We start from the raw sequence: 20,698 nt of genomic DNA, 5'->3' as shown, positions 1-20,698 counted from the left end.
CTCCCGACTCCCGACTCCCGACTCCCGACTCCCGACTCCCGACTCCCGACTCCCGACTCCCGACTCCCGGCTCCCGGCTCCCGGCTCTCGGGTCGGCGCGCCAAGCGTAGCGTGTTCCGGTTATCGGCGATAAACGCTGACGGGCCCGGCAAATTGATTCGAGACGTCACACATACGGCGGGACGCTTTAACATGGTGGCGCGAGGCCCCATTCTGGAGGGAATGTGTTGTTGGACCACAAGCGCTCGAATTCATCCCAAGTGGCTCAGCGGCTATAGACGGTCATTCGCTCGACGAGTTATTTACGGTAAATAGCCCTTCGAATCGCACGACCCTCGGCTCGTCGCGCCTTACCTATTTACCGTAAATAGCCGCAAGCCGCTTTCTCAAGGAAGTGTGCCCAGGTCCTACACCCCGCACTTCAGCCCGGCTGTCACGTCGCGACGTGGAGCTGGGACCACCATCCTATTTACCGTAAATAGCCGCGATGCTCGTGTGAACATGGGGAATCGAAATACCAATCGGAGAGCAGCGCCCCGCGCAACCTCAAGTCGACGAGCCAGGCGTGCCGCGAAATGAGACAGAAAAATAGCAGTGGTGGGCAGGCAGGAAACTGCGATTGCAGCAACTCCCACGAACGCGGGAAGAAATGGGGAGATGTAATACGAGGGGTTGGTTGGTATCGACCGAGACAAGGAATGTTACGAGACGACCTAGGATTAGAGCAGCGTCAGACCACCCATCGCCACCCTTAAACCTCTTCAAAGAATCCAACAGCACCTGCCGCGCGGGCGACGACGGCAGGCGCCTGTACGCCGTCAAGCTCCCGACGACTGCACATCTTCGAGAAACCCGGCAATCAGCTGTCGAAGCTCCTCGATCCGATCTTGCGGAACGCCACTCGCCCGCAGCCGGATCACGAGCAAATCACCCTTCCGCTCGATGCCGACTTCCTCTTCCTTTCGCGCGGGCGCCGCAGGACGAGCTGCGCCCAACAGCGCAGTCAACACTTCCGATGCCGTTCTCGCCGGATCCTCCGCAAGCTCGGTCGCGCGCTGCACGATCTCATCGCGAGCCTTCTTGAGCGCGCCAGCCAATTTTCGGGCACCCTGAAACTGAATATCGTGCGGCGAAGGAAATGCGGCGATGACTTCATCAGGCAGTTCAGCCACCAGCAGCGCACTTGAGATATTCCCTTGCGACAGACCGCACGCCTTCGCCATCGCGTTTTGCGACGGCCACAATTTGTCATCCAGCGCGCGCTTGTACCAGACGCCTTGTTCCCACGGGCTCAGGTTCTTGCGAGCCCGATTTTCCTGATCCATCTGGACGAACTGATTCTGTTCAGTGATTTCACGATCGACGATCGCATTCACCGGCAGCCCCAGTTCGAGACACGCGCGATGGCGCCGATGACCGAACACGATCTCGTATCCTTCGCCCTCGGCGTCCGGCCGAACCTTGATCGGTTGAGTGTTGCCACCCGCTTCCGAGATAAGCGACTTCAATTCGGCAAAACTCTCATCGCCGAAATCCTGGCGATTCGCCCATTTCGACGCGTGAATGGTCGCGGGATCAAGCGCGCGAATCGGCACGGTTCCGTCGTAGTCTTTCAGCTGCGCCTCCAGTTGCGAGACGCGATCAGAACTCTCGCGCATCGCGCTCCGGAACGCGAGCATCTGCCCGGGCGCCGTGCGAGGAGAAGCGCCGCGCCCCCCTTCAGGAGACGCCGGCGCGGGCACCATCAGATCACCAGTCTTCTTTGCCAGCCGGTCCTTGATCGACATTTAACCCTCCCTTATTTGGACTTTGCCCAAAAGGCCACAATGGATTGCTCGACGATTTCGGTCACGCGGTCGTACGCCTCACGCGCCCGGCGATACGTCTTCGCATTGCCGTCGTATCGCGAGATGTCGTACACGGTCCCGAACTCCGCCGAACTCGCCGCCGTCACAGCCGTCTTCGGAATCTCGACGGGCAGGACTTTTTCCGCATAGGTCGCGGAAATCCACTCGCGCACGACGCCTGCGGCCGCATCTGCAGGATCGACGCGTGAGAGCAGCACATGAATGAACTCGAATGACTTGTCGGTGTTGGTCTCCGCAGTCAGATTCGAGGCGAGATCGCTGAACAGCGTCCAGAACTGAGCCGAGCTGGCGAAGTCGAGCGCATTCGGCGGTGTCGGAACTATCAGGCCGTCCGCGGCCATAAACGCGTTGACAGTGCCGTAGCTCAGCGCGGGCGGCGTATCGATGATGATGACGTCGTAGTTGCTGCGCGCCTGCTCGAGACTGGTGTTGAGCACGTTCCAGAACTCGAAGTCCGGCTCCTTCATCTGGCGACTCGGCAAAATGAATTCCACGTTGAACAGCGACGACGAAGCAGGAACGAGATCGATCCCATCCCAGTACGTCTCGCGGATCGCATACTCGATGCTGCTTTGATCGCCCGTCGCGAGGGCGGTGATCGTCGAATCTTCTTCGACCTCTGTGTCCGGCAGAATTCCGAACAACGTGGTCAGCGACCCTTGTGGGTCGGTGTCGATCACCAGCACACGGTGTCCGCGCAAGCTCAGGCCCTGTGCCAGCGTCATCGCTGTGGTCGTCTTGCTCACACCGCCTTTGAAGTTGCCGATCGCGACGGTCATCGCGGGCGCGCTGTCCGGACGCAGCGCATTGTTGCGATAGGCGCGTACCCACTCGCGCGCTTCCGGCAATGAGAATTCGCGCCGCGAACCCGTGGCATTCACCGTACCGGGCGGAAGATCGCCCTTCGACGCGCGATATGTGATTTGACTCTTGTCGACTTCACACAGTACGGCCAGTTGTGAAGCGTTGAAAACGGGCGGGATTTTGCGGGCGTTCGGTGCCAGCATGCGGCCCCGAACCTGCGAGACGATGTCAGTCGCGCGAGCGGCCTGATCGACGATGTCTTGAATGGTAATGTTCATTAGCTGATCCGCAGGAGACGATGCAGTCAGCTTATATCAGATGGCTCCACAGAAAGCCATTAATTCAACGGAAAAACGCGATTTTCAGGAATTGCGTTGCAACGCGATGTCCTGGTGATTTTGAGAAAGCCATACATCGAACTTGTCAACGTCGAATTCCGGGCGCACGCGATTTCTCAGCCAAGACGCAAAATTCACGCGGCCAACAGAACCCGAAAAGAGTCCGGGACTATCGGGCCGAAACTCGCGCGCGTATTTGGCGCCATCACCCTCGACGAACTGTCGCGCGAACGCACGCTTCTCATCCTGGGTCAGCGCCTTGACGGCCGCCGCGCACTGGAGGCGATCGAAATCGATACGCAATTCCTGGAGGCGCGCGTCCAGCGTCCGGGAGCGGGCGGCAGCAGCCTGCTTCTGCGCTTTTTCGCGCTTTTCCTTTTCGTATTCTGGCTCGGAGACGTCTGCCTTGTTTTCGATCAGCGTGCGAATAAAGCCAGCCGTCGACCGCTTGATCTGCCCTTTGCGGTCCTTGTCTTCAGCGAGTTGAACGACGAGACGGGCGCGCTCTTCGTCCTCGATGACAAAACTGAGCGCAAGCTTGTCGCCAATTCCGTGTGCGCGAAGTTTCCGATAAATCTCGGTATCGCGCACGTGCGCGAACTCGTCTTCTGTCTCCGGCGTCAGAAGCGACTGCTGAGCGCCTTGGTGAATGAGAAATTTCACCCCCGTCACCGAGCGGCCAAGCCGCTGATATTCGACGTCGACGTTGATGTCCGAAACGTCGTTGATTTCCTTCACGGCCTTCTGAATGACCTTGCTGTTTAGCCGGCGAAAATCGTCGTAGTACTCCTGGGTCGCGCCGAGCAGCTTCCGCAGCACCGGCAGTTCGATCCACCCAGTCGAGCCAACCTTCTGAAAACGAAGGCAATTCTCATAGAGCGTCAACGCATGCGATTTCGAAAACTTGCGCTGCACGCCGAGATTGACGGTAGCGTAAATCGACGGATCATAGAGTTTCTCGGCCAGCGCCTCGTCATAACGATACGAACACACGCCTGCCCGGATTTCGGCGAAAGACAAAATGGGCATCACGCTCCAGCGCTCCCGCCCGTCGTCCATGACGTTGAACTCGACAGCCGTAGTGGCGAGCTGCCGCAACGCTTCGCGCAACTTCTCGGTGTTTTCGCTTTCCGTCCAGCCGAGCACGAGCATCAGCGTCCGCACAGGAAGGCGGTGCGTTCTCGTGGTCAGCAGGTTGTCGTACGAGTGCAGCAGCAGCACGTTGGAAAGCTTTCGCTCCAGCAGCGAAAGCTCGCCGCTCGTATGAATTGCGGCGACATGCTTTTTTACGCTCTCGCCACGAACCTCACTCGGCAAAGTTTTGGGCATGGCGGGATTGTGCGCCAAATGACCCCAGCTTGCAATCACCGTCTGGGACATCTGAATTACGCGTCCCATCGATTCTCCCGTTTTGTCGGCACGTTCTGGGCAGGTCGACCTCGTTTTCCACGAATTCACCACAGACGGGGACAATTCCACCACGATTGGGGGCGCAAGACGCCCCGGACGGGGACGTTTAGCTGGAAATGGCACCCCTACGGGGGACGCCAGCCACCCCAAATGGAGACATGAAGTCCCGGGAACCCTTGTCTAGCAAGAGGTTGAGCTGTGTAAACGCTGTAAACGTTGTTTACCAAACGGTATACAAACCTCAAGACACCCTAGACGGGGACAACTCGCCAGAATATGTTGCTGCTTCAATCGAGAAATTATCTACCTCAAGCACACCGAGGGACATTAGCGTCCAGTTCCCGAAGCTCGAAACATTGCCAGAGATCAGCGCTAACTCTCTGAAGCGAAAAAGCTAATTCTTCTTTTTTGCATCGAGCGTAGTTTGTGCACGTACGTATTTATCGTAAATAGCCACTCGGTAGTCGCACTAGACTGCTGACTTAGATCACCCTAATTGGGGACAATCGTCCTCTGGCACCGCGAGACGATTTCGCACACCCCAACCGGGGACATTCGACAATCCCTTCCTAGAAATGACAAGGAATCAGGCAGTTGCAGCACGCACTACTGCGGTATCGTGTCGCACATTGGGCAAATTCGCACCCACTGTCACCCCAGCTGGGGACCATAGCGATGTCGCGAGCTTTCCGGAAACCGCAGCTGGAAAATCCGCCGCCCCAAATGGGGACATTGGACCCGCGCACCGTATTTACCGTAAATATCCTGCGAACCCAACCTCAATCGTCGCCGGCCTGTGTAGCATTCGGCTCGCGTCCGATCTCAGTGCGAACACCACATACACTGTGGCAAACAGTCGCTGCTCACTTGCTACCTGCTTACACAAAGGCAGCCGACTCTTGAAAGGCTCAATCATGCCAATAGTAAGGATCACCAGGAAAGCGGCCAACAGCCGGCTCCAACCCAACCCCCACCGTTACTCACTTCAGAATTGGTAATTAATCGACACGTCGCACACGCCGTTGGTCTTTGACTGCGTGATCGGGCTGCCCGCTGCGCTGCCGAGCAGCCGCTTGATCGCGCCGTCAGCGGTGACGAACCAATGTTTGTCGACGAACCAGATCAACGTCACGCCGAATCCGGCCGACTTCAATCCCGCGCTCGCGTCGTAACGTGCGTATTGAGACGCGGCCGCCTGCGCGGCATTCACGCCGAACCAGCTATTCATGTACTTGGAATCGGCGAACGTGACGGATGGCCCTGCAAACCAAAAGAAATTTTCTGAACTGCCCGGCAGCGGCATGTACGCGCCCAGATCGGCGACCCATCCGTTCGAACCACCAAAACTGCGCGTCACGGTGCCGCGAAAAACGAGAGGGAATTCCTTGGAGATCACGTATTCGCCGGCCAGCTTGACTTCAGGCGCAGGATTGATGTTGCCGAGTCCATCGAGCCGAGACGGATCATCGTGTGCGCGCCGGCCCAGGTCGTAGACGGCCGCGATGCTGACACGCCAGTTGTTTCCTTGCAGCACGTTGACGCCGACGCCTTCTCCCGTCGACAGGAAGGCGAGGTCCTTATACCGGATGTCGACGCTCGGGCCGACCAGCGTGTGATAGCGGTCCGATCCGTCATATCGAGGCTCGAGAGTAGAACCGATACCGAGCCTCACCTCCCAGTTCGGGCGGCTTGGCTGGTACATCTTTTCGAGCGGAATGCCTGCGGAATATTGCCACTCGCCAAGCGGCGACGGCGTTTGCGCGTATGTGGCGGGCGCGCCGCAGATCATACAGGCGAGGCTGGCGTAGACGGGTAGCTTTGTCATGTCGGCGAACATCACGGGTTGCGAGTTCGGGGATGCGACTCATTGTTGCTACACACAACGCCCCCAATTTACGACATCTGGAGGTTACGCGAAAGCAGCAAGCCTCGTGCCCGTCTGCGAAAGCGTCGCGCCATTCATGGCCTGATTTGCTTCATCGGCGCGCGCTCGTCCTGGAAACGAAGTCAGCCCGCCATTCGACAGGTCATTCGACGACGCTCTGCGGCTTATCTATATAGTTGTCTTGCTAATCAAATCATGATCGAATGATGACATGTTCGATCAATGCCTCTATTTCAATGCATCCGCGCTGGCCCGCCTCGTCGAGCGGGAATGGGCGCCCGTCTACGCGGAATTTGGACTGACGCCGGCGCAGGGTTTTGCTTTGCGTGTCGTGCTGGCGTCGCCGGGATGTCTGGGCAGCGAAATCGCCGACAAACTAGGCATCGCGCGTCCCACGGCGACACGGCTCGTCGACAGCCTTTCCGAAAAGAAGCTGGTCGAGCGCCGGCAGGGCATATCCGATGGGCGCGAATGGGGCGTCTATCCGACGCGCCTGGGCAAGGCGCTAGAAAAATCGATCGCCGACGCAAGCGCGCATCTCGCGAGGCGCCTGCGCGCACGGATCGGATCGGACATCGTCGAAACCACGGTGACGGGCATGCGCAAAATACGCAAGGCCCTCAGATGACGAAGCGCTTTCGCCGACAATCAGTTGTCTTGCTAATCAAACATCATTCACCGCTGACGAGCTTCAGCGTCCCGCCGACATCTCGGCGCATGAAATTGTAGGAGTGGCCTGAACAGTCAATTCAATGGCAGGCGCTTTATCCGCGCGCCGTACCTTTGTACAGTCCAGCATCGGATGTCTGACTCTCGTTTGCCTCAGGGCAAACGACTTCACAGAAGCGGCAACGATGGACTATCTGCAGTCACTCAGGATGTTTGTAAAAGTCGCGGAGCTTGGCAGCTTTACGGGCGCGGCGGACCAAATGAACGTATCCAGCGCGGTCGCGACGCGCAGCGTGGCGTCGCTCGAAGACCGTCTGGACGCGCGCCTGCTGCAACGGACGACGCGTAGCGTCACGCTCACGGAAGCGGGCCGGCTGTTTCTGGACCGCGTGCGTTCGATCGTCGCGGATATCGACGACGTCGAAGGCGGGCTCCTGGCCGCGACAGGCGTGCCGTCGGGCACGCTGCGCCTCGCGGTGCAGGGCACGGTCGGCGCCGGGTATCTTGCGAAACTGTTGGGCGCCTACACAGCCCGCTATCCGCTCGTCGTGCCGCAGGTGATCTATGCAGACGGCCCCATCAGTCTGGTGGAAGGGCGCTTCGACGCGGCCCTGACGAGCGACTACTATCCGCATCCCGGATCAGTCGTGGTGCGCGCGGTCGCGCGTTCGCAGACGATGCTGGTCGCGTCGCCGCGCTACCTCGCGAGCGTTGGCCGCATCGGACAACTGGCGGATCTCGACCGCCTCGTGATGCTTTCGCATGAAGACGGCGCATCGGCGACCGAACACGATTCCACGCGCCGATGGCTCGACGCAAACGCGCCGCACGCCACGCACATCCGCGCGAACAGCAGCGACATGCTGCGACGCATGGCGCTCGAGGGCATGGGCATTGCGCTGCTACCAGCGTCGATCGTTGCGGAGGACATCGACGACCGTACGCTCATGCAGGTGTTGCCGGATACGAAATTGCCTTCGACGGGGCTGTCGATTGCATATGGTAGCCGCCGCAATCTCGCGCCGAACGTGCGCGCGCTTGTCGATTTTCTTGCCGCGCAGTCCGCATATGATTCGCTTGCGGCGCCCGTCAATCACGACGACATCGCGCTGGAAGAGGGCGCGTGAAGCAACGGCCATGAAGCACGGTCCGACCCGCTTCGACGACGAACACGGAAGTTCGCTTTCCCGACGCACGAAGCGCTACTCGCTGGACCGCGCCGAGACGAGACGTGGCTTGGTCAAAAACGCGAAGCCCAATGGACTCCGTGCAAACGTATCGCCGCATGCAATGTCGAAGCGCAGCGCGCCGATATCGGCCACTGCTGACAAATCGCCGTGACACAATCCGGACGCGTCGATCGTATCGGCATGCCGCTCATGCGCGGAAATTTCAATCGCAAATGGCGCCCATCTGCAACACGCGCCCCGTTCGATGACAGGCAGTTCATTCCGACGCTTGTGCATCCGTCAACGTCGCGCGATCCCATCCGCCGCCGAGCGCCTTCAACAACTGCACGCTTGCGTCGACTCGGCGCGCGTCGATCTGATCCGCCGTGCGCTCGTTGGTGAGCGCGATGGTCTGCGCGCTGACGACGTCGAGATAGCTGACGGCGCCTGCCTGATAGCGGTTGGTCGTGAGCCTCAGTGAAAGCGCCGCCGCCGAAATCGCGCGTTGCTGGCTGTCAGCTTCGCTCGCGAGCGTATTGAGCGCGGCCAGATTGTCCTCGACCTGCTGGAACGCGACCAGCACCGTTTGCCGGTAATCGGCGACGGCACCGTCATATTGCGCGGTCGCATTCTTCAGAACAGCCGTGCGGCGGCTACCGTCGAAGAGCGTCCCGGCGATCTGCGCGCCGAGCGACCAGAACAGACTCGGCGCGGTGAACCACGGCGTGAAGTACGTGCTTTCGAGCCCGGCCGCCGCCGACAGCGTCAAATCCGGATAGAACGCCGCATGGGCTTCGCCGATTTGCGCATTCGCCGCGGCGACGCGCCGCTCGGCGGCGGCGATATCGGGGCGGCGTTCGAGCAATTGCGACGGCACGCCCGTTGGAATTTGCGGCAACACGACCTTCTCTACACTCGGCGGCAGCGCAAACGACGAAGCGGGCTTCCCGATCAGCGTCGCAATCGCGTGCTGAAACTGCGCGCGCTGCACATCGATATCGCTGTCCTGCGTACGCGTGCTTTCGAGCTGCGTTTGCGCCTGCGCGACGGCGGACGCATCGATTGCGCCGTACTTCAGTTGCTGCTGCACGATCTGCAGCGCGGCGGCGTAGGCCGTCACGGTATCGTCGAGCAGCTTCTTCTGGCGGTCGAGCGAGCGCAGGTCGAAATAGTCGATTGCGAGATCGGTGGCGACCGACAGCCGCACCGATTGCAGATCCGCTTCGCTCGCCTGCGCGTTGTCGCGCGCATTGACGGTCGCGTCCTTCACGCGGCCGAACAAATCGGGCTCCCAGCTTGCCGCGACGCCGACCGAGTAGTCGGGCACCGTCTTGCCCGCGAGCGACTTGCCTACCACGTTCTGCGACGTGCGCGCCCGCGATTGCGCCGCGCCCGCCGTGACGACAGGCGCGTAGCCCGCGCGCTGATAGTCGACCATCGCGCGCGCCGCTTGCAGTTGCGCGACGGCCTTGCGCACGGTCTGATTCGACACGTCGACCTGTGCTTCGAGGCGATTCAGTTCGTCATCGCCATAGAGCGTCCACCATGGGCCGCGCGGCTGCGCGTCGGCGGGCGTAGCAACGGTCCAGCCGGACGCCGCCTGCGGCGCGCCTGCATAATGATCGGGCACAGCCGTTTGCGGCTGCGAATAGTGCGGCAACGTCGAGCACGCGCTCAACGCGCATGCGATGCCGATGACGAGCGCTTTGTGGAAAAACGATGCGCGGACATTGAACATGATCAGCCTCGCCTCACGCTCAACCGTGCTGCGCGGACGTTGCAGCCGCCGCCGGCGTGGTCGGCGCCGTCGAGACATGCACGCTTTCGCCGCTGCTGATCGCATCGCCGGGATTGTCGATCACGCGGTCGCTCGCTTCGAGCCCCGTCGCGACTTCGACGTACGTGCCGAAGTCCCGGCCGATCGTCACCGTCCTCAACTGCACCTTGTCGTCGTTGCCGACCACCGCGACGGTGACGCCATCGGGCCGGAAGAGCAGGGCGCTCACGGGCAGTTCGAGCGCCGGATGTGCCGTTTGCAGTGCGAGATGAACCTGCGCGTACGCACCCGGAAGCAACGCGCCATCGCGGTTGTCGACGTCCACTTCGACGCGCAACGTGCGGCTCACGGGATCGATCGAATCGGCGCTGCGTGCGACGAGCGCGTCGAAGCGGCGGCCGGGATATTGCTGCGTCGTCAGATAGACCTTCGTTCCCGGCGACACACTGCTCGCGTCGTTTTGCGGCACGTCGATATAGACGCGCAAGCGGTCCGTCTGCTCGATGTGAAAGAGCTCGCCCGCGTTGGCCGCAAGTCCCGGCGATCCGCCCGCCGTCACCAGCGCGCCGACGTTCACGTTGCGCGCGGTGATCACGCCGTCGAACGGCGCTGTCACTTTCTCGTACGACACCAGTTCCGAAAGCCGCGCGACATTCGCCTGCGCAGCCTGCCACGCAGCGAGCTTCGCCGCGCTGTCGCTCGTCTTCGCGTCGGCGTCCTGCTGCGAGACAGATTGCGTTTGCAGCATCGTCTGCCAGCGCTGCGCGGTGCTGCTCGCAAAGCGGTAGTTCGCCTTCGCGTTCGCCTCGTCGGCGCGCGCCTGTTGAAGCTGCGCGTCGAGCTCCGGCGTCTGGATGTCCGCGAGCGTTTGCCCCGCCTTCACCTTCGCGCCGATGTCCGCGTCCCAGTGCTGGATATAGCCGCTCGTGCGCGCGTAGATCGACGCATCGGCGTACGGCATCACGGAGCCCGGCAACAGCAGTTCTTGCGACGCGGGCGCGCTCGTCGGCGTCACCGCATCGACGGTCAAATAGCGCTGCGCGTTCACCTGATCCGTGAGCGCCGTGCTCGCGTGCAGGCGCGGCACGATGCCGATCGCGAGCAGCGCGGCGGCGACGGCCGCGAGCGCAATGGGCAAGACGAAGCGCATGCGCTTGCTGGCGATGGCAGATTGCTGCCTGCCGGCAGAATCGGCGAGCGTGAGGTCCGTGCCGGTGGACGGTTCGCGCTGCGTCGGCAGGTTGGGCGTGGTCATGGTGTGTCCTTATTGAGCGTGTGTGGTCACGTCGGCGCGCTTCGCGTCGGCATGGGCGCGGCGCTTCGCGAGCCACGCATGCACCATCCCGAAGACGACGGGCACGAACATCAGCGTCGACAGCGTGCCGATCGCGAGGCCGCCGATCACCGCGCGGCCGAGCGGCGCATTCTGTTCCCCGCCATCGCCGAGGCCGAGCGCCATCGGCAGCATGCCGATCAGCATCGCAAGCGCCGTCATGAGCACGGGGCGAAAGCGGTTGAAGCCCGCATCAAGCGCGGCAGCGAGCGGCTCCATGCCGGCAGCCAGTGATTCGCGCGCGGTGTTGATGACGAGAATGCTGTTGGCCGTCGCAATGCCGATGCACAGGATCGTGCCCGTCAGCGCGGGAACGCTGAGCGTCGTATGCGTGGCGAACAGCATCCACGCGATGCCCGCGAGCGACCCCGGCAAGCCGCTGACGATGATGAGCGGATCGAGCCACGACTGAAAATTCACGACCATCAGCAGATAGACGAGCGCGATCGCGAACACGAGACCCGCGCCTAGGCCGGCAAACGACTCGTTCATCGACTGCACCTGTCCGCGAATCACGATCGACGAACCGGGAGGCAACTGCGCGCGCGCTGCATCGACGAGCTTCGTCACGTCCGCGGCGACGCCGCCCAGATCGCGCCCTTGCGTCGACGCGAAAATGTCGAGCACGGGCTGCACGTTGTAGTGCGATACGACAGCCTGTTGCGAGCTGCGCGACATCGTGCCGAGCGTGCCCAGCTGATTCTGCGGATTCACGCTGACACGGTTCGTCGTCAGCGGAATGTTGGCGAGCGTTTGCAGCGAATGAATGTCGTACTGCGGGACTTCCGCCATCAACGGATAACTGACGCCGTTCTTCGGATCGAGCCAGAAATTCGGCGTCGTCTGCGAGCTGCCGGACAGCGCGATCAGCAGATTCTGCGCGACGTCCTTTTGCGTGAGCCCCGCTTGCATGGCTTTCGTTCGATCGACGTCGACGTCGATGGTCGGTTCGTCGTCGGGCTGCTGGATGCGCGCGTCGACGAGGCCGCGCACACTGCGCATCTGCGCGAGCAGCTTGTCAGCGACGACGCGATTCTGCGCGAGCTTGTTGCCGACAATCTGCACGTCGATGGGCGCGGGCAGACCGAAGTTCAGGATCTGGCTGACGATGTCGGCGGGCAGGAACGCGAAGGTGACGCCCGGAAACGATGCCGCCAGTACGTTGCGCAACTGCGCGACGTATTGTGCCGTCGGCTTGTGATCGGGCTTGAGCGTCACCATGATGTCGGCGTCTTCGGGGCCGATCGGGTCCGACGAGTCGTAGGTCAGATTGATGCCGCTCACGGGCACGCCGATGTTGTCGAGCACGGCCGCCTGTTCCGACTGCGGGATCACCGTGCGTATCTTCGTTTCGACTTCATCGGTGATGCGCGCCGTCTGTTCGATGCGCGTGCCCGTCGGCGCGCGCAGATGCAGACGGATTTCGCCCGTGTCGACGGCAGGAAAGAAGTCGCGGCCCGCGAACGGAACCAGCGCGAGCGATCCCACGCACAACGCCAGATAGACGGGGATGAAGCGGCGGCGACTCCCAATCGCGCATTGCAAGGCGCGACGATAGCCGTTGCGCAACGCTTCGAAGCGCTGTTCGAAGCGGGCCTGAAAGCGCGCGAAGATCGCGAGGCGGCCGCGCGCGGCACTACTGTTCTTTGCAGGCGCGCGCATCAGGTACATCGCGAGCGTCGGAATGAGCGTGCGCGAGAAAAAGTACGACGCGCACATCGCGAACACGACGGCTTCCGCCATCGGCACGAACAGATAGCGCGCGACGCCCGAGAGCAGAAACATCGGCACGAACACGATGCAGATCGCGAGCGTCGACACGAACGTCGGCACGGCAATTTCGCCGGAACCGTTTAGTATCGCGTCGTGCAGCGGCTCGCCTTTTTCAAGGTGATGCGTGATGTTTTCGATTGCCACGGTCGCGTCGTCGACGAGAATGCCGACCGCGAGCGCGAGGCCGCCGAGCGTCATGATGTTGATCGTTTGCCCAAGCGCCGACAGTGCGATCAGCGACGTGAGCACGGCAAGCGGAATCGAGACGGCGATGATCAGCGTCGCGCGCCAGCTGCCGAGAAAGAGCAGGATCATCGCGGCCGTCAGGCACGCGGCGATCAGCGCTTCGCGCACGACGCCCGAGATCGCGGACTTCACGAACACGGACTGATCGGAAAGCGGCGTGATGTGCAGCGCATTCGGCAGGCCGGCCGCGATCTTCGGCAGCATCGACTTGACCTGCTGGATGATCGTGAGCGTGGATGCGCTGCCCGTCTTTTCGACCTGCAAGAGCGCTGCGCGCTTGCCGTCGCTGCGCACGATATTCGTTTGCGGCGCGTAGCCGTCGATCACATGCGCGACGTCGCGCACATAGACCACGCTGCCGTTCACCGTCTTGATGGGCAGATCGTTGAGCGCGGCGACCGTGTCGGTGCTGCCGTTCATCTCGACGTTGTATTCGCGCGAGCCGATCTTCGCGGTGCCGCCTGGCAGGATCAGGTTCTGTGCGTTGACGGCATTGACGACATCGCTGGGTGCAAGGCCTTTCGCCTGCAGCGCCTTCGGATCAAGTTGCACCATGATCTGCCGGATCTTGCCGCCGTACGGCAACGGCACGGCAGCGCCCTGAACGGTCGCGAGTTGCGTGCGGATGAAGCTGTTGCCCAGATCGTAGAGCGTCTGTTCGGGCAGCGTCGGGCTCGAAAGGCCCAGTTGCAGCACGGGCACCGTCGACGCGTTATACGTGATGATGTTCGGCGGCAGCGTGCCCGGCGGCAGGACGCGCAGGATCGACGCGGAGTTCGACGCGGCTTCAGCGATCGCGCGATTGATGTCGGCACCCGGATGAAAGAACACCTTCACGACGGACACGCCATTCAGCGATTGCGACTCGATGTGCTCGATGTCGTCGACGTCGCTCGTTAGCGCGCGTTCGTAATTCGACGTGATCCGATGCGCCATGTCTTCGGCGGAAAAGCCGTTGTACGACCAGACGATGCTGACGACGGGAATGTCGATGTTCGGGAAGATATCCGTCGGCGTGCGCAGGATCGCGAGCGGCCCGACGATAAAGAGCAGTACAGCCAGCACGACAAAAGTGTAGGGCCGCCGCAGGGCCAGCTTGACGATCCACATGACGTTTCCTTGGACGATGAACTGTCGGCATGCGCATGCGCGGTTCACGCGAGGGCATGCAATGGGGTCGCAGTGTGGCGGCGGCGCACTTACCCATTGGTGACTGGTACATTACAAATCCGACATCTCGCGCGGCGATTGATGGGCCCTGATGCATGCCCATTGAGTAGATGACGCATTTGTCATGTGAGAGACAGGCTTAGGTCAGCACTCATTGCACACAATGACGTTAACCCTTTGCGAACCGAAACCGACAAGCGTCGAACCACGCGAATCTGCGGCGAAGGGCATTGGGGCCGCCTTCGCGACGAAGGTGGCGCTGGTCAACGACTCACATGCAGGTGAACCATCATGAAAGCACTGATTCAGGCTGTAATCGTTTCGTGCGCGCTGGCTGCGCCGGCACTTTCCTTTGCTCAGGCCGATCAAGGGCCCGTCACGCGCGCCCAGGTGCGTGAAGATCTGCAACGCGTCGAACAGGCGGGCTATCGTCCGGGTGGTGACGAAGCAACGTACCCTTCCGATATCCAGGCAGCCGAAGCGAAGGCATCGACAGGCGAGCAGCAGTCGATGGAGAGGACGGCCGTCGGCGGCGTAGCACCGAATGGCTCGATGCAGATGGGCGCGCCCAACACGACGGACGGACATCCGAAGTCGATTTTCTTCGGCGGACAATGAGCGCGATGCGGCGAGCGCGATACGCTCGCCGCGTGTCTTGAGAAGAGAAGTCCGCGCAGGAATTCCGCTGCGAGGGACCGAGAGGAAAACAAAGAGCGAGGCGGACGCTCGTAGCCGATCGTCAGCGCCCCAGCACGTTCATTGATTGTCGCCGCTGTGCGCGGGTTCGCCCGTCGCGCCATCCGATCCTTGCGAGCCGGTGTGCGCGGGCTTCATGTGCTCACTTGTTCGCTCGGCTCCCGTACTGATCTGCTCGGCGGCCGCCGTCGCGGGTGTCTCGACCGTTTCGCCGAGAATGGGTGGCGAGTCGCGAATCGGCATCGTGTCATCGGGCGTCGTTGCGGGATCCGCTCGCGGCGTCTTTGGGCGATGGCGATGCGGGGCAGCCGCCGTCTTCTTTGCGGCCTTTACGCTGATCTGGGCGGCAGGCTGTGCATCCGTCACGACCGCGACGGCTTTATTGTTATCAGCGGGCGCGGCATCGTGCGACTGCAGTTCACGCTGAAGCGCCAGTGCCTGCGGATTGCTCCTGTCCAGCATCAGGATCGCATCGACCAGTACTTTCGCGGACGCGCGGTCGTGACGGTCCAGGCTGTCGCGCGCCGCTTGCAGTGTGGACGCAAAGCGCGGATCGAGCGGGCGTTCGAGCGAGATTGCGTCTGTGTCAGCTGTTGTATCTTGAAGCGGCAGATAAGCGCTGTCGCGCGCGCTGGCGGCAGCCGCCGTTTTCATGTCAGACGGATGATGTCTGTCGGGATCGATCAGCCACGCCGCCACGACGGCGCCGCCGATCAGCAGTCCCGTTAGGGCAAGGCTTTTTGTCTGACTGATCATGCCGACCATCCCGTGAGAATGTGAGCATTGATCTGATCTACGCGCCGCGCTTTCCCTCAATGGTAAGTGCGAGTGTGCGGCGCTTGCGGTGTCAGGTCCGACAATGATTAGTCGCGGTCGGACACCAATGCAGCGATAAGCGCGGATCGACTTCTCGATGAAGTGCGCACGCTTTCTTCTGTTGGATGCGCGCGTACGGCCGATCGACAAATGTTGGCAATCGTCAGACACCACACCGTCATCGCCAGGGCATGAAAGCGGCGCCAACCGCGTGCGAAGTCCTTTAATTTCAGGCGCTAACGATTGTTTAGACCCGTACACATCCCGTCATTGGCATAAGCCGTGCAATGGTGGATGCGGGCGCAACGACGACCGGTTTCGTGCTGCCGCTGCGGCGTCGGCAATATCGATTGGATTCCGAAAAGCGAGTTGTTCGTTCGAGCCTCTTTGCTGGCGCGCGGCCTGGCCGATCGTTCCATCAACGTTGAACATGGCGCGCGCAATGGACCTGAACCAGGTGCATCCGGATGTTCGACATGCTTATTGGAGTCGTCATGAAAGCGAAATCCCTCGCTGCGCTGCTGGTCGCGTGTGCTTCGATGCTGGCCGTTCCGTGCTTCGCGGGCGGTTATAGCTCAGCATCTTCCTCCTCCGATTACCCCGCGGCCCATGCGTCCGTATCTCATCACGCTCAAACTGTTCGCACCGGGACGATGAGGCACGAGCAGGGCAGCATGGACGATCAGAACCAGGGCGACGTCGGCGGCGACGAATTCATCCGGTCGCAGTCGGGCCATCGCGAACCGTCCGACACCCTCGATCCGATGTATCACGGCGGTTGACGGGCGAGGTCACGGAGCGCCATGAATCGCGCTCTGTGACCCGAACGTTCCTTGAACAGATCGGGCTTTATTCATATGATTGAATCTTTCCGTGTTCGCGGAGCCTGCTGCGATGGAACGCGCCCTTCTCGTCGACGACGAGCCGTCTACGCTCGATGCATGGGCGAACGCGTTTCTGCAGGCGGGCTATGAGGTACTGACGGCCGCCGACGGCTTCGAGGCGCTCGAATTGCTGCACTCGTCGGCCGTCGATTACGTCATTGCGGATCTGCGCATGCCTCGCATGTCGGGCGGCGTGTTGTGCGAGCGCATGCGCGACGATGCCTCGATCGCCGACGCCATTTTCATTCTCGTATCGGGAGAGCTGACGCCGCCCGCGTTCGTCCGCTACGACGGCTACTTTCGCAAGCCGCTGGATCTCGCGGCCCTGTTCGAAACGATGCGTCGTCTGCGTTTCAGTACCGAGCGCGTGTATCGTGGTTTGGGTGAAGCACGCCTTCACCGCAATGCGCCTGTGGAAAGATCGATACGCAAATCAGACGGCTGATTGAAACAGCCTACGTGTCGCTTTCGTCAGCAAAGGCGCTTACAGTACTTTTCCCGGATTGAGTATCCCTTTGGGATCGAGCGCGTTCTTGAGCATGCGCATCAGTGCGAGTTCTGCCGGTGAGCGCGAATAGCCGAGAAACGGCTTTTTGTGCGTACCGATTCCGTGCTCCGCAGAGACCGACCCTCCCATCGCGCGCACGACCTCATACACGACGACATCCACTGCATGCGCGCCTTCGGCCGGCAGTTCTTCGATGGATACGCCGATGTGCACGTTGCTGTCGCCGAGATGTCCAAAGAAAAGACTGATAACCTGCGGCCAGCGCGAGATTAGCGCCTTCTCGCAGCGCTCGGCAAATTCGCCGATAAGCCCTATCGGCAGGCTCACATCGTAGTTGATCAGATTCGGTAGTTCATCGATCGCGAGGCCTTCGCGGATCAGCCATAGCGCTTGCGCCTGCTGCAACGAAGCCGCGAGGACAGCATCGCTGACGAGACCCGCTTCGAGCCAGGCGCCGAGGCAGCCTTCGAGGCGCGCGGCGCTCGCTTTCGCATCGTGGGCGGCCGTCGCGCATTCGATCAGCACGTAAAAGGACTGCTCGGCTGGCAAAGGCGCTTGTACACCAGGTGTATTCGCCGACACATAGCGATAGAAGTTCGGCCACATCACTTCGAAGCTGCCGGCATCGGGCAATTGCGCGCGGACCTGCCGCCAGAGCGCGACCACCGACTGATAGTCCGGCACCACGCACAGGCACGTCGTAGCCGCAGGAAGCTCCGGATAGAGCTTGAGCACCGCGCGGGTGATCACGCCGAGGGTGCCTTCGCTGCCGATCAACAGGTGCTTCCAGTCGTAGCCGGTGTTGTTCTTGAGCGTCTTGTTGAGCGAGCTGACGATCGTTCCGTCGGCAAGTACTGCTTCGAGTCCGAGAACCTGATCGCGCACGACGCCGAAGCGGACTGCACGATTGCCGCCGGCGTTAGTCGCGAGATTGCCGCCGATCTGGCACGAGCCGCGCGCGCCGAGGTCGTACCCCAACTCGAAGCCGGCGGTGCGTACCGCTTCCTGGACCGTCTGCAGCACGGTTCCGGCCTTCACGGTGACCGTGCTGGCCGCAGCGTCGATTTCTTCGATTCCGCTGCAACGCTCCATCGACAGCACGATCTCGCCGCCCAGCGGGACTGCACCGCCCGCGAGACCGGTCATGCCCCCTTGCGGCACCACCGATACACCGAGGCGATGACAGAGCCGCATGATGCGCGACACTTCTTCGACCGAGCGTGGACGCGCGAGCGCCAGAGGGCGTCTGCCGGGCGCCTCGCCGAAGCCTGTGAAGTAGCGAGGCGCGACGTCGATGCCCTGCGTCACGATGTCGGTTCCCAATTCCTTTATCAATGTGGCGAGGATGTCGGCTTGGTTCCGCGATTCCACTTGAACGCTCCAGAGGCAGCAGGGTAAGGCCAGATGCTGACGCGCGAACGCGCGCGTCGACGGCAGAGGCTCACTATTGCCGACTGGCTGATTCCGCGCAATCGATTAATCCGCATGCAATACATGATAAAAAATGATGCGGCATGGCGCGTGGCCGGCGCGCATGCGTGCGTGCAGCCGGGCAATCGCAAATCAGATTCTGTTCCTGAATTTGGGGATGCTCTGCAATGTCGAACGGAACCGCGCGGCAATCTTGCCGAATCCATCCGGAGTGGGATGAAGTTCATTTGCCCAGTCACTGGATGACAGCGTACCTTGCGTTTCGACGAGTACGACGTTTTGGTTGGCCGCGCACAGATCTTTCAGCCTGCTTTTAAAGGCTTCGAGAATGGCCTTCACAATGTGCCGGCCTTGCACGATATCGGGCCAACCTTGCTCCACTAGCGAAGGCCGAAGCCAGGGGCCTGCGAATGGACACGCACCAATGCCCGTGGGGATCGCGAAATCGTACGCGTGAAGCAGTATGGTCGCGTTGCTCGCATACCGGTTTCGTATTCGGATCAACTCGAGATAGGCGCCATTGACGATGCCCAATATGTCGCGCAAGAGTTCTTTATTGACGCCTTGGGTCGGGTCGCCATTCACGTCCGCTGCATTCTCCAGCCAGAAGCGAAACTGGTCGCCAACCAGATCATTGCCTCCGCCTGAGAACATGAGGACGTCGATTGGACCGTGTACCGGCTCGCTGATGTAGTCGATCAATCGCTGACGTTTCGTCACGCCCATCAGAATGGTCGTTGCATTGCCGTAGTGGGCGAGTTTCATCATCGCGGGTGTCAGTGTTGCCTGGCTTTTCAAGCTATCCGCAACGTCTGTATGGCCGATCAATGGAAGCGGATAGTCGAACCACGAGTCGCCATCGGCCACGATGATCAACGGAGTGGTGCCTCCCGAAAGATGTCTGCGCTGTTGCCTTATTTCGTCGACGCGCGCCTGATTTTCCTCTGCGCGTCGTTTTAGATCTTCTTCGATCCTGCGCTGTGTTTCGCTGTAGACGTTGTACTCTGCGGTGGCGTCATATGTGCTCACGATGGCCCTCGACATCTCGTCATATCGACAGTGACAGATACCCGACATCCCGTTTGCAGATTGCGCAGCTTGTGCGCTTCTGTTCATCGAGTATGTGCCAAAAGACTAGTCAACGGGGGGTCGTTAAACAACCGCGTGATAAGCGAGCCCTAATAGTCGGATGTGTGTGCGTCTCGGCGAACCGATGTGCCAATTGTGCGATGAAGTCGAACGCGCGAAGAGTACAAAGAAGGAATTCGCGAGTGGCATCTTGACAGATGCAATTACTCTATGCGCGCGACTGCTTATTCCGGCCCGGGAAAATTAATTTGCAGAAGTGCTTGACGCGGTGAATGGCGATCCGCATAATTCGGCCTCTCCAAACGACGGGGACGCGAAAAAGCAGCAGCTTTTAGCGGTGTTCTTTAAAAACTAACAGCCGACAGATGTGGGTGCTCGATGGCGAGCGCACGGTGGTTCTCCGGAATCACCGATAGCGAAAGTAATCGAGTCTCACACAGAAAGAAATTGAGGAAGGTCCGATGGGGTTGAGAAACCCGGTCGGACCATCTGTCAGTGATTTTGAGTGAGCGACCGGTTCGTAACAGAACCGAAAACAGTAACAGGTTTGAACTGAAGAGTTTGATCCTGGCTCAGATTGAACGCTGGCGGCATGCCTTACACATGCAAGTCGGACGGCAGCGCGGGCTTCGGCCTGGCGGCGAGTGGCGAACGGGTGAGTAAGACATCGGAACGTGTCCTGGAGTGGGGGATAGCCCGGCGAAAGCCGGATTAATACCGCATACGCTCTGTGGAGGAAAGCGGGGGATCGAAAGACCTCGCGCTCAAGGGGCGGCCGATGGCAGATTAGCTAGTTGGTGGGGTAAAGGCCTACCAAGGCGACGATCTGTAG

15 protein-coding genes and 1 rRNA gene are annotated in these 20,698 nt (G+C 60.9%); 6 read left to right on the top strand and 10 right to left on the bottom strand.

Annotation, left to right across the window (positions count from 1 at the left end; all coding sequences use genetic code 11):
- Positions 1-818: 818 nt before the first annotated feature.
- From BMW76_RS38540 to BMW76_RS38520, 4 genes are all read right to left on the bottom strand, one after another.
- A complete protein-coding gene (locus BMW76_RS38540; RefSeq protein ID WP_090873961.1) occupies positions 819-1,787 on the bottom strand; it encodes a ParB/RepB/Spo0J family partition protein in 969 nt (322 codons plus the stop codon).
- Positions 1,788-1,798: 11 nt separating this feature from the next.
- A complete protein-coding gene (locus BMW76_RS38535; protein WP_087733162.1) occupies positions 1,799-2,950 on the bottom strand; it encodes a ParA family protein in 1,152 nt (383 codons plus the stop codon).
- 84 nt (positions 2,951-3,034) lie between these two features.
- Entirely contained in the window at positions 3,035-4,390 is a 1,356-nt protein-coding gene (locus BMW76_RS38530; protein WP_245763569.1) for a replication initiation protein, read from the bottom strand.
- Between the two features lie 1,015 nt (positions 4,391-5,405).
- A complete protein-coding gene (locus BMW76_RS38520; protein ID WP_090873963.1) occupies positions 5,406-6,245 on the bottom strand; it encodes a MipA/OmpV family protein in 840 nt (279 codons plus the stop codon).
- Between the two features lie 271 nt (positions 6,246-6,516).
- On the opposite strand from BMW76_RS38520, the gene BMW76_RS38515 reads away from it, so the two are divergent.
- A complete protein-coding gene (locus tag BMW76_RS38515) occupies positions 6,517-6,933 on the top strand; it encodes a MarR family winged helix-turn-helix transcriptional regulator (RefSeq protein ID WP_090873959.1) in 417 nt (138 codons plus the stop codon).
- Positions 6,934-7,159: 226 nt separating this feature from the next.
- On the top strand, positions 7,160-8,101 hold the full coding sequence (locus BMW76_RS38510; RefSeq protein WP_090873958.1) for a LysR family transcriptional regulator: 942 nt from the start codon (positions 7,160-7,162) through the stop codon (positions 8,099-8,101).
- 319 nt (positions 8,102-8,420) lie between these two features.
- On the opposite strand, the gene BMW76_RS38500 is transcribed toward BMW76_RS38510, so the two are convergent.
- Genes BMW76_RS38500 through BMW76_RS38490 form a run of 3 tightly spaced genes read right to left on the bottom strand, consistent with a single transcriptional unit; the run spans position 8,421 to position 14,382 of the window.
- Positions 8,421-9,881: an efflux transporter outer membrane subunit gene (locus tag BMW76_RS38500; RefSeq protein WP_090873956.1), complete on the bottom strand. Its 1,461-nt coding sequence runs from the start codon at positions 9,879-9,881 to the stop codon at positions 8,421-8,423.
- 19 nt (positions 9,882-9,900) lie between these two features.
- The gene (locus BMW76_RS38495; RefSeq protein WP_090873955.1) at positions 9,901-11,175 is read right to left on the bottom strand and encodes an efflux RND transporter periplasmic adaptor subunit; all 1,275 of its coding nucleotides are present in this window, start codon (positions 11,173-11,175) and stop codon (positions 9,901-9,903) included.
- A 9-nt stretch (positions 11,176-11,184) separates the two neighbouring features.
- On the bottom strand, positions 11,185-14,382 hold the full coding sequence (locus tag BMW76_RS38490; RefSeq protein WP_090873954.1) for an efflux RND transporter permease subunit: 3,198 nt from the start codon (positions 14,380-14,382) through the stop codon (positions 11,185-11,187).
- Positions 14,383-14,733: 351 nt separating this feature from the next.
- Between BMW76_RS38490 and BMW76_RS38485 the strand changes: the two genes are divergently transcribed.
- Complete coding sequence (locus tag BMW76_RS38485; protein WP_090873953.1) at positions 14,734-15,060, top strand: DUF4148 domain-containing protein; 327 nt, start codon at positions 14,734-14,736, stop codon at positions 15,058-15,060.
- Between the two features lie 138 nt (positions 15,061-15,198).
- Here BMW76_RS38485 and BMW76_RS38480 read toward each other — a convergent pair whose 3' ends face one another.
- Positions 15,199-15,894: a hypothetical protein gene (locus BMW76_RS38480; protein WP_143062446.1), complete on the bottom strand. Its 696-nt coding sequence runs from the start codon at positions 15,892-15,894 to the stop codon at positions 15,199-15,201.
- A 527-nt stretch (positions 15,895-16,421) separates the two neighbouring features.
- Between BMW76_RS38480 and BMW76_RS40850 the strand changes: the two genes are divergently transcribed.
- Positions 16,422-16,736 carry a hypothetical protein gene (locus BMW76_RS40850; protein WP_143062445.1) on the top strand — a complete coding sequence of 105 codons (315 nt, stop codon included), beginning with the start codon at positions 16,422-16,424 and terminating at the stop codon, positions 16,734-16,736.
- Positions 16,737-16,848: 112 nt separating this feature from the next.
- The gene (locus tag BMW76_RS38475; protein WP_090873962.1) at positions 16,849-17,283 is read left to right on the top strand and encodes a response regulator; all 435 of its coding nucleotides are present in this window, start codon (positions 16,849-16,851) and stop codon (positions 17,281-17,283) included.
- Positions 17,284-17,322: 39 nt separating this feature from the next.
- Here BMW76_RS38475 and BMW76_RS38470 read toward each other — a convergent pair whose 3' ends face one another.
- Both BMW76_RS38470 and BMW76_RS38465 read right to left on the bottom strand, forming a co-directional pair.
- A complete protein-coding gene (locus BMW76_RS38470) occupies positions 17,323-18,717 on the bottom strand; it encodes an FAD-binding oxidoreductase (RefSeq protein ID WP_245763568.1) in 1,395 nt (464 codons plus the stop codon).
- A 192-nt stretch (positions 18,718-18,909) separates the two neighbouring features.
- Positions 18,910-19,806: an SGNH/GDSL hydrolase family protein gene (locus BMW76_RS38465; RefSeq protein WP_143062444.1), complete on the bottom strand. Its 897-nt coding sequence runs from the start codon at positions 19,804-19,806 to the stop codon at positions 18,910-18,912.
- A 609-nt stretch (positions 19,807-20,415) separates the two neighbouring features.
- Between BMW76_RS38465 and BMW76_RS38460 the strand changes: the two genes are divergently transcribed.
- Positions 20,416-20,698: ribosomal RNA gene (locus BMW76_RS38460) — 16S ribosomal RNA — on the top strand; the annotation flags it as partial.

The sequence above is a fragment of the Paraburkholderia diazotrophica genome, from assembly GCF_900108945.1.
GTDB lineage: Bacteria > Pseudomonadota > Gammaproteobacteria > Burkholderiales > Burkholderiaceae > Paraburkholderia > Paraburkholderia diazotrophica.
The sequence above is the reverse complement of the archived record's forward strand: the minus strand, read 5'-3'. Positions and strand labels throughout refer to the sequence as shown.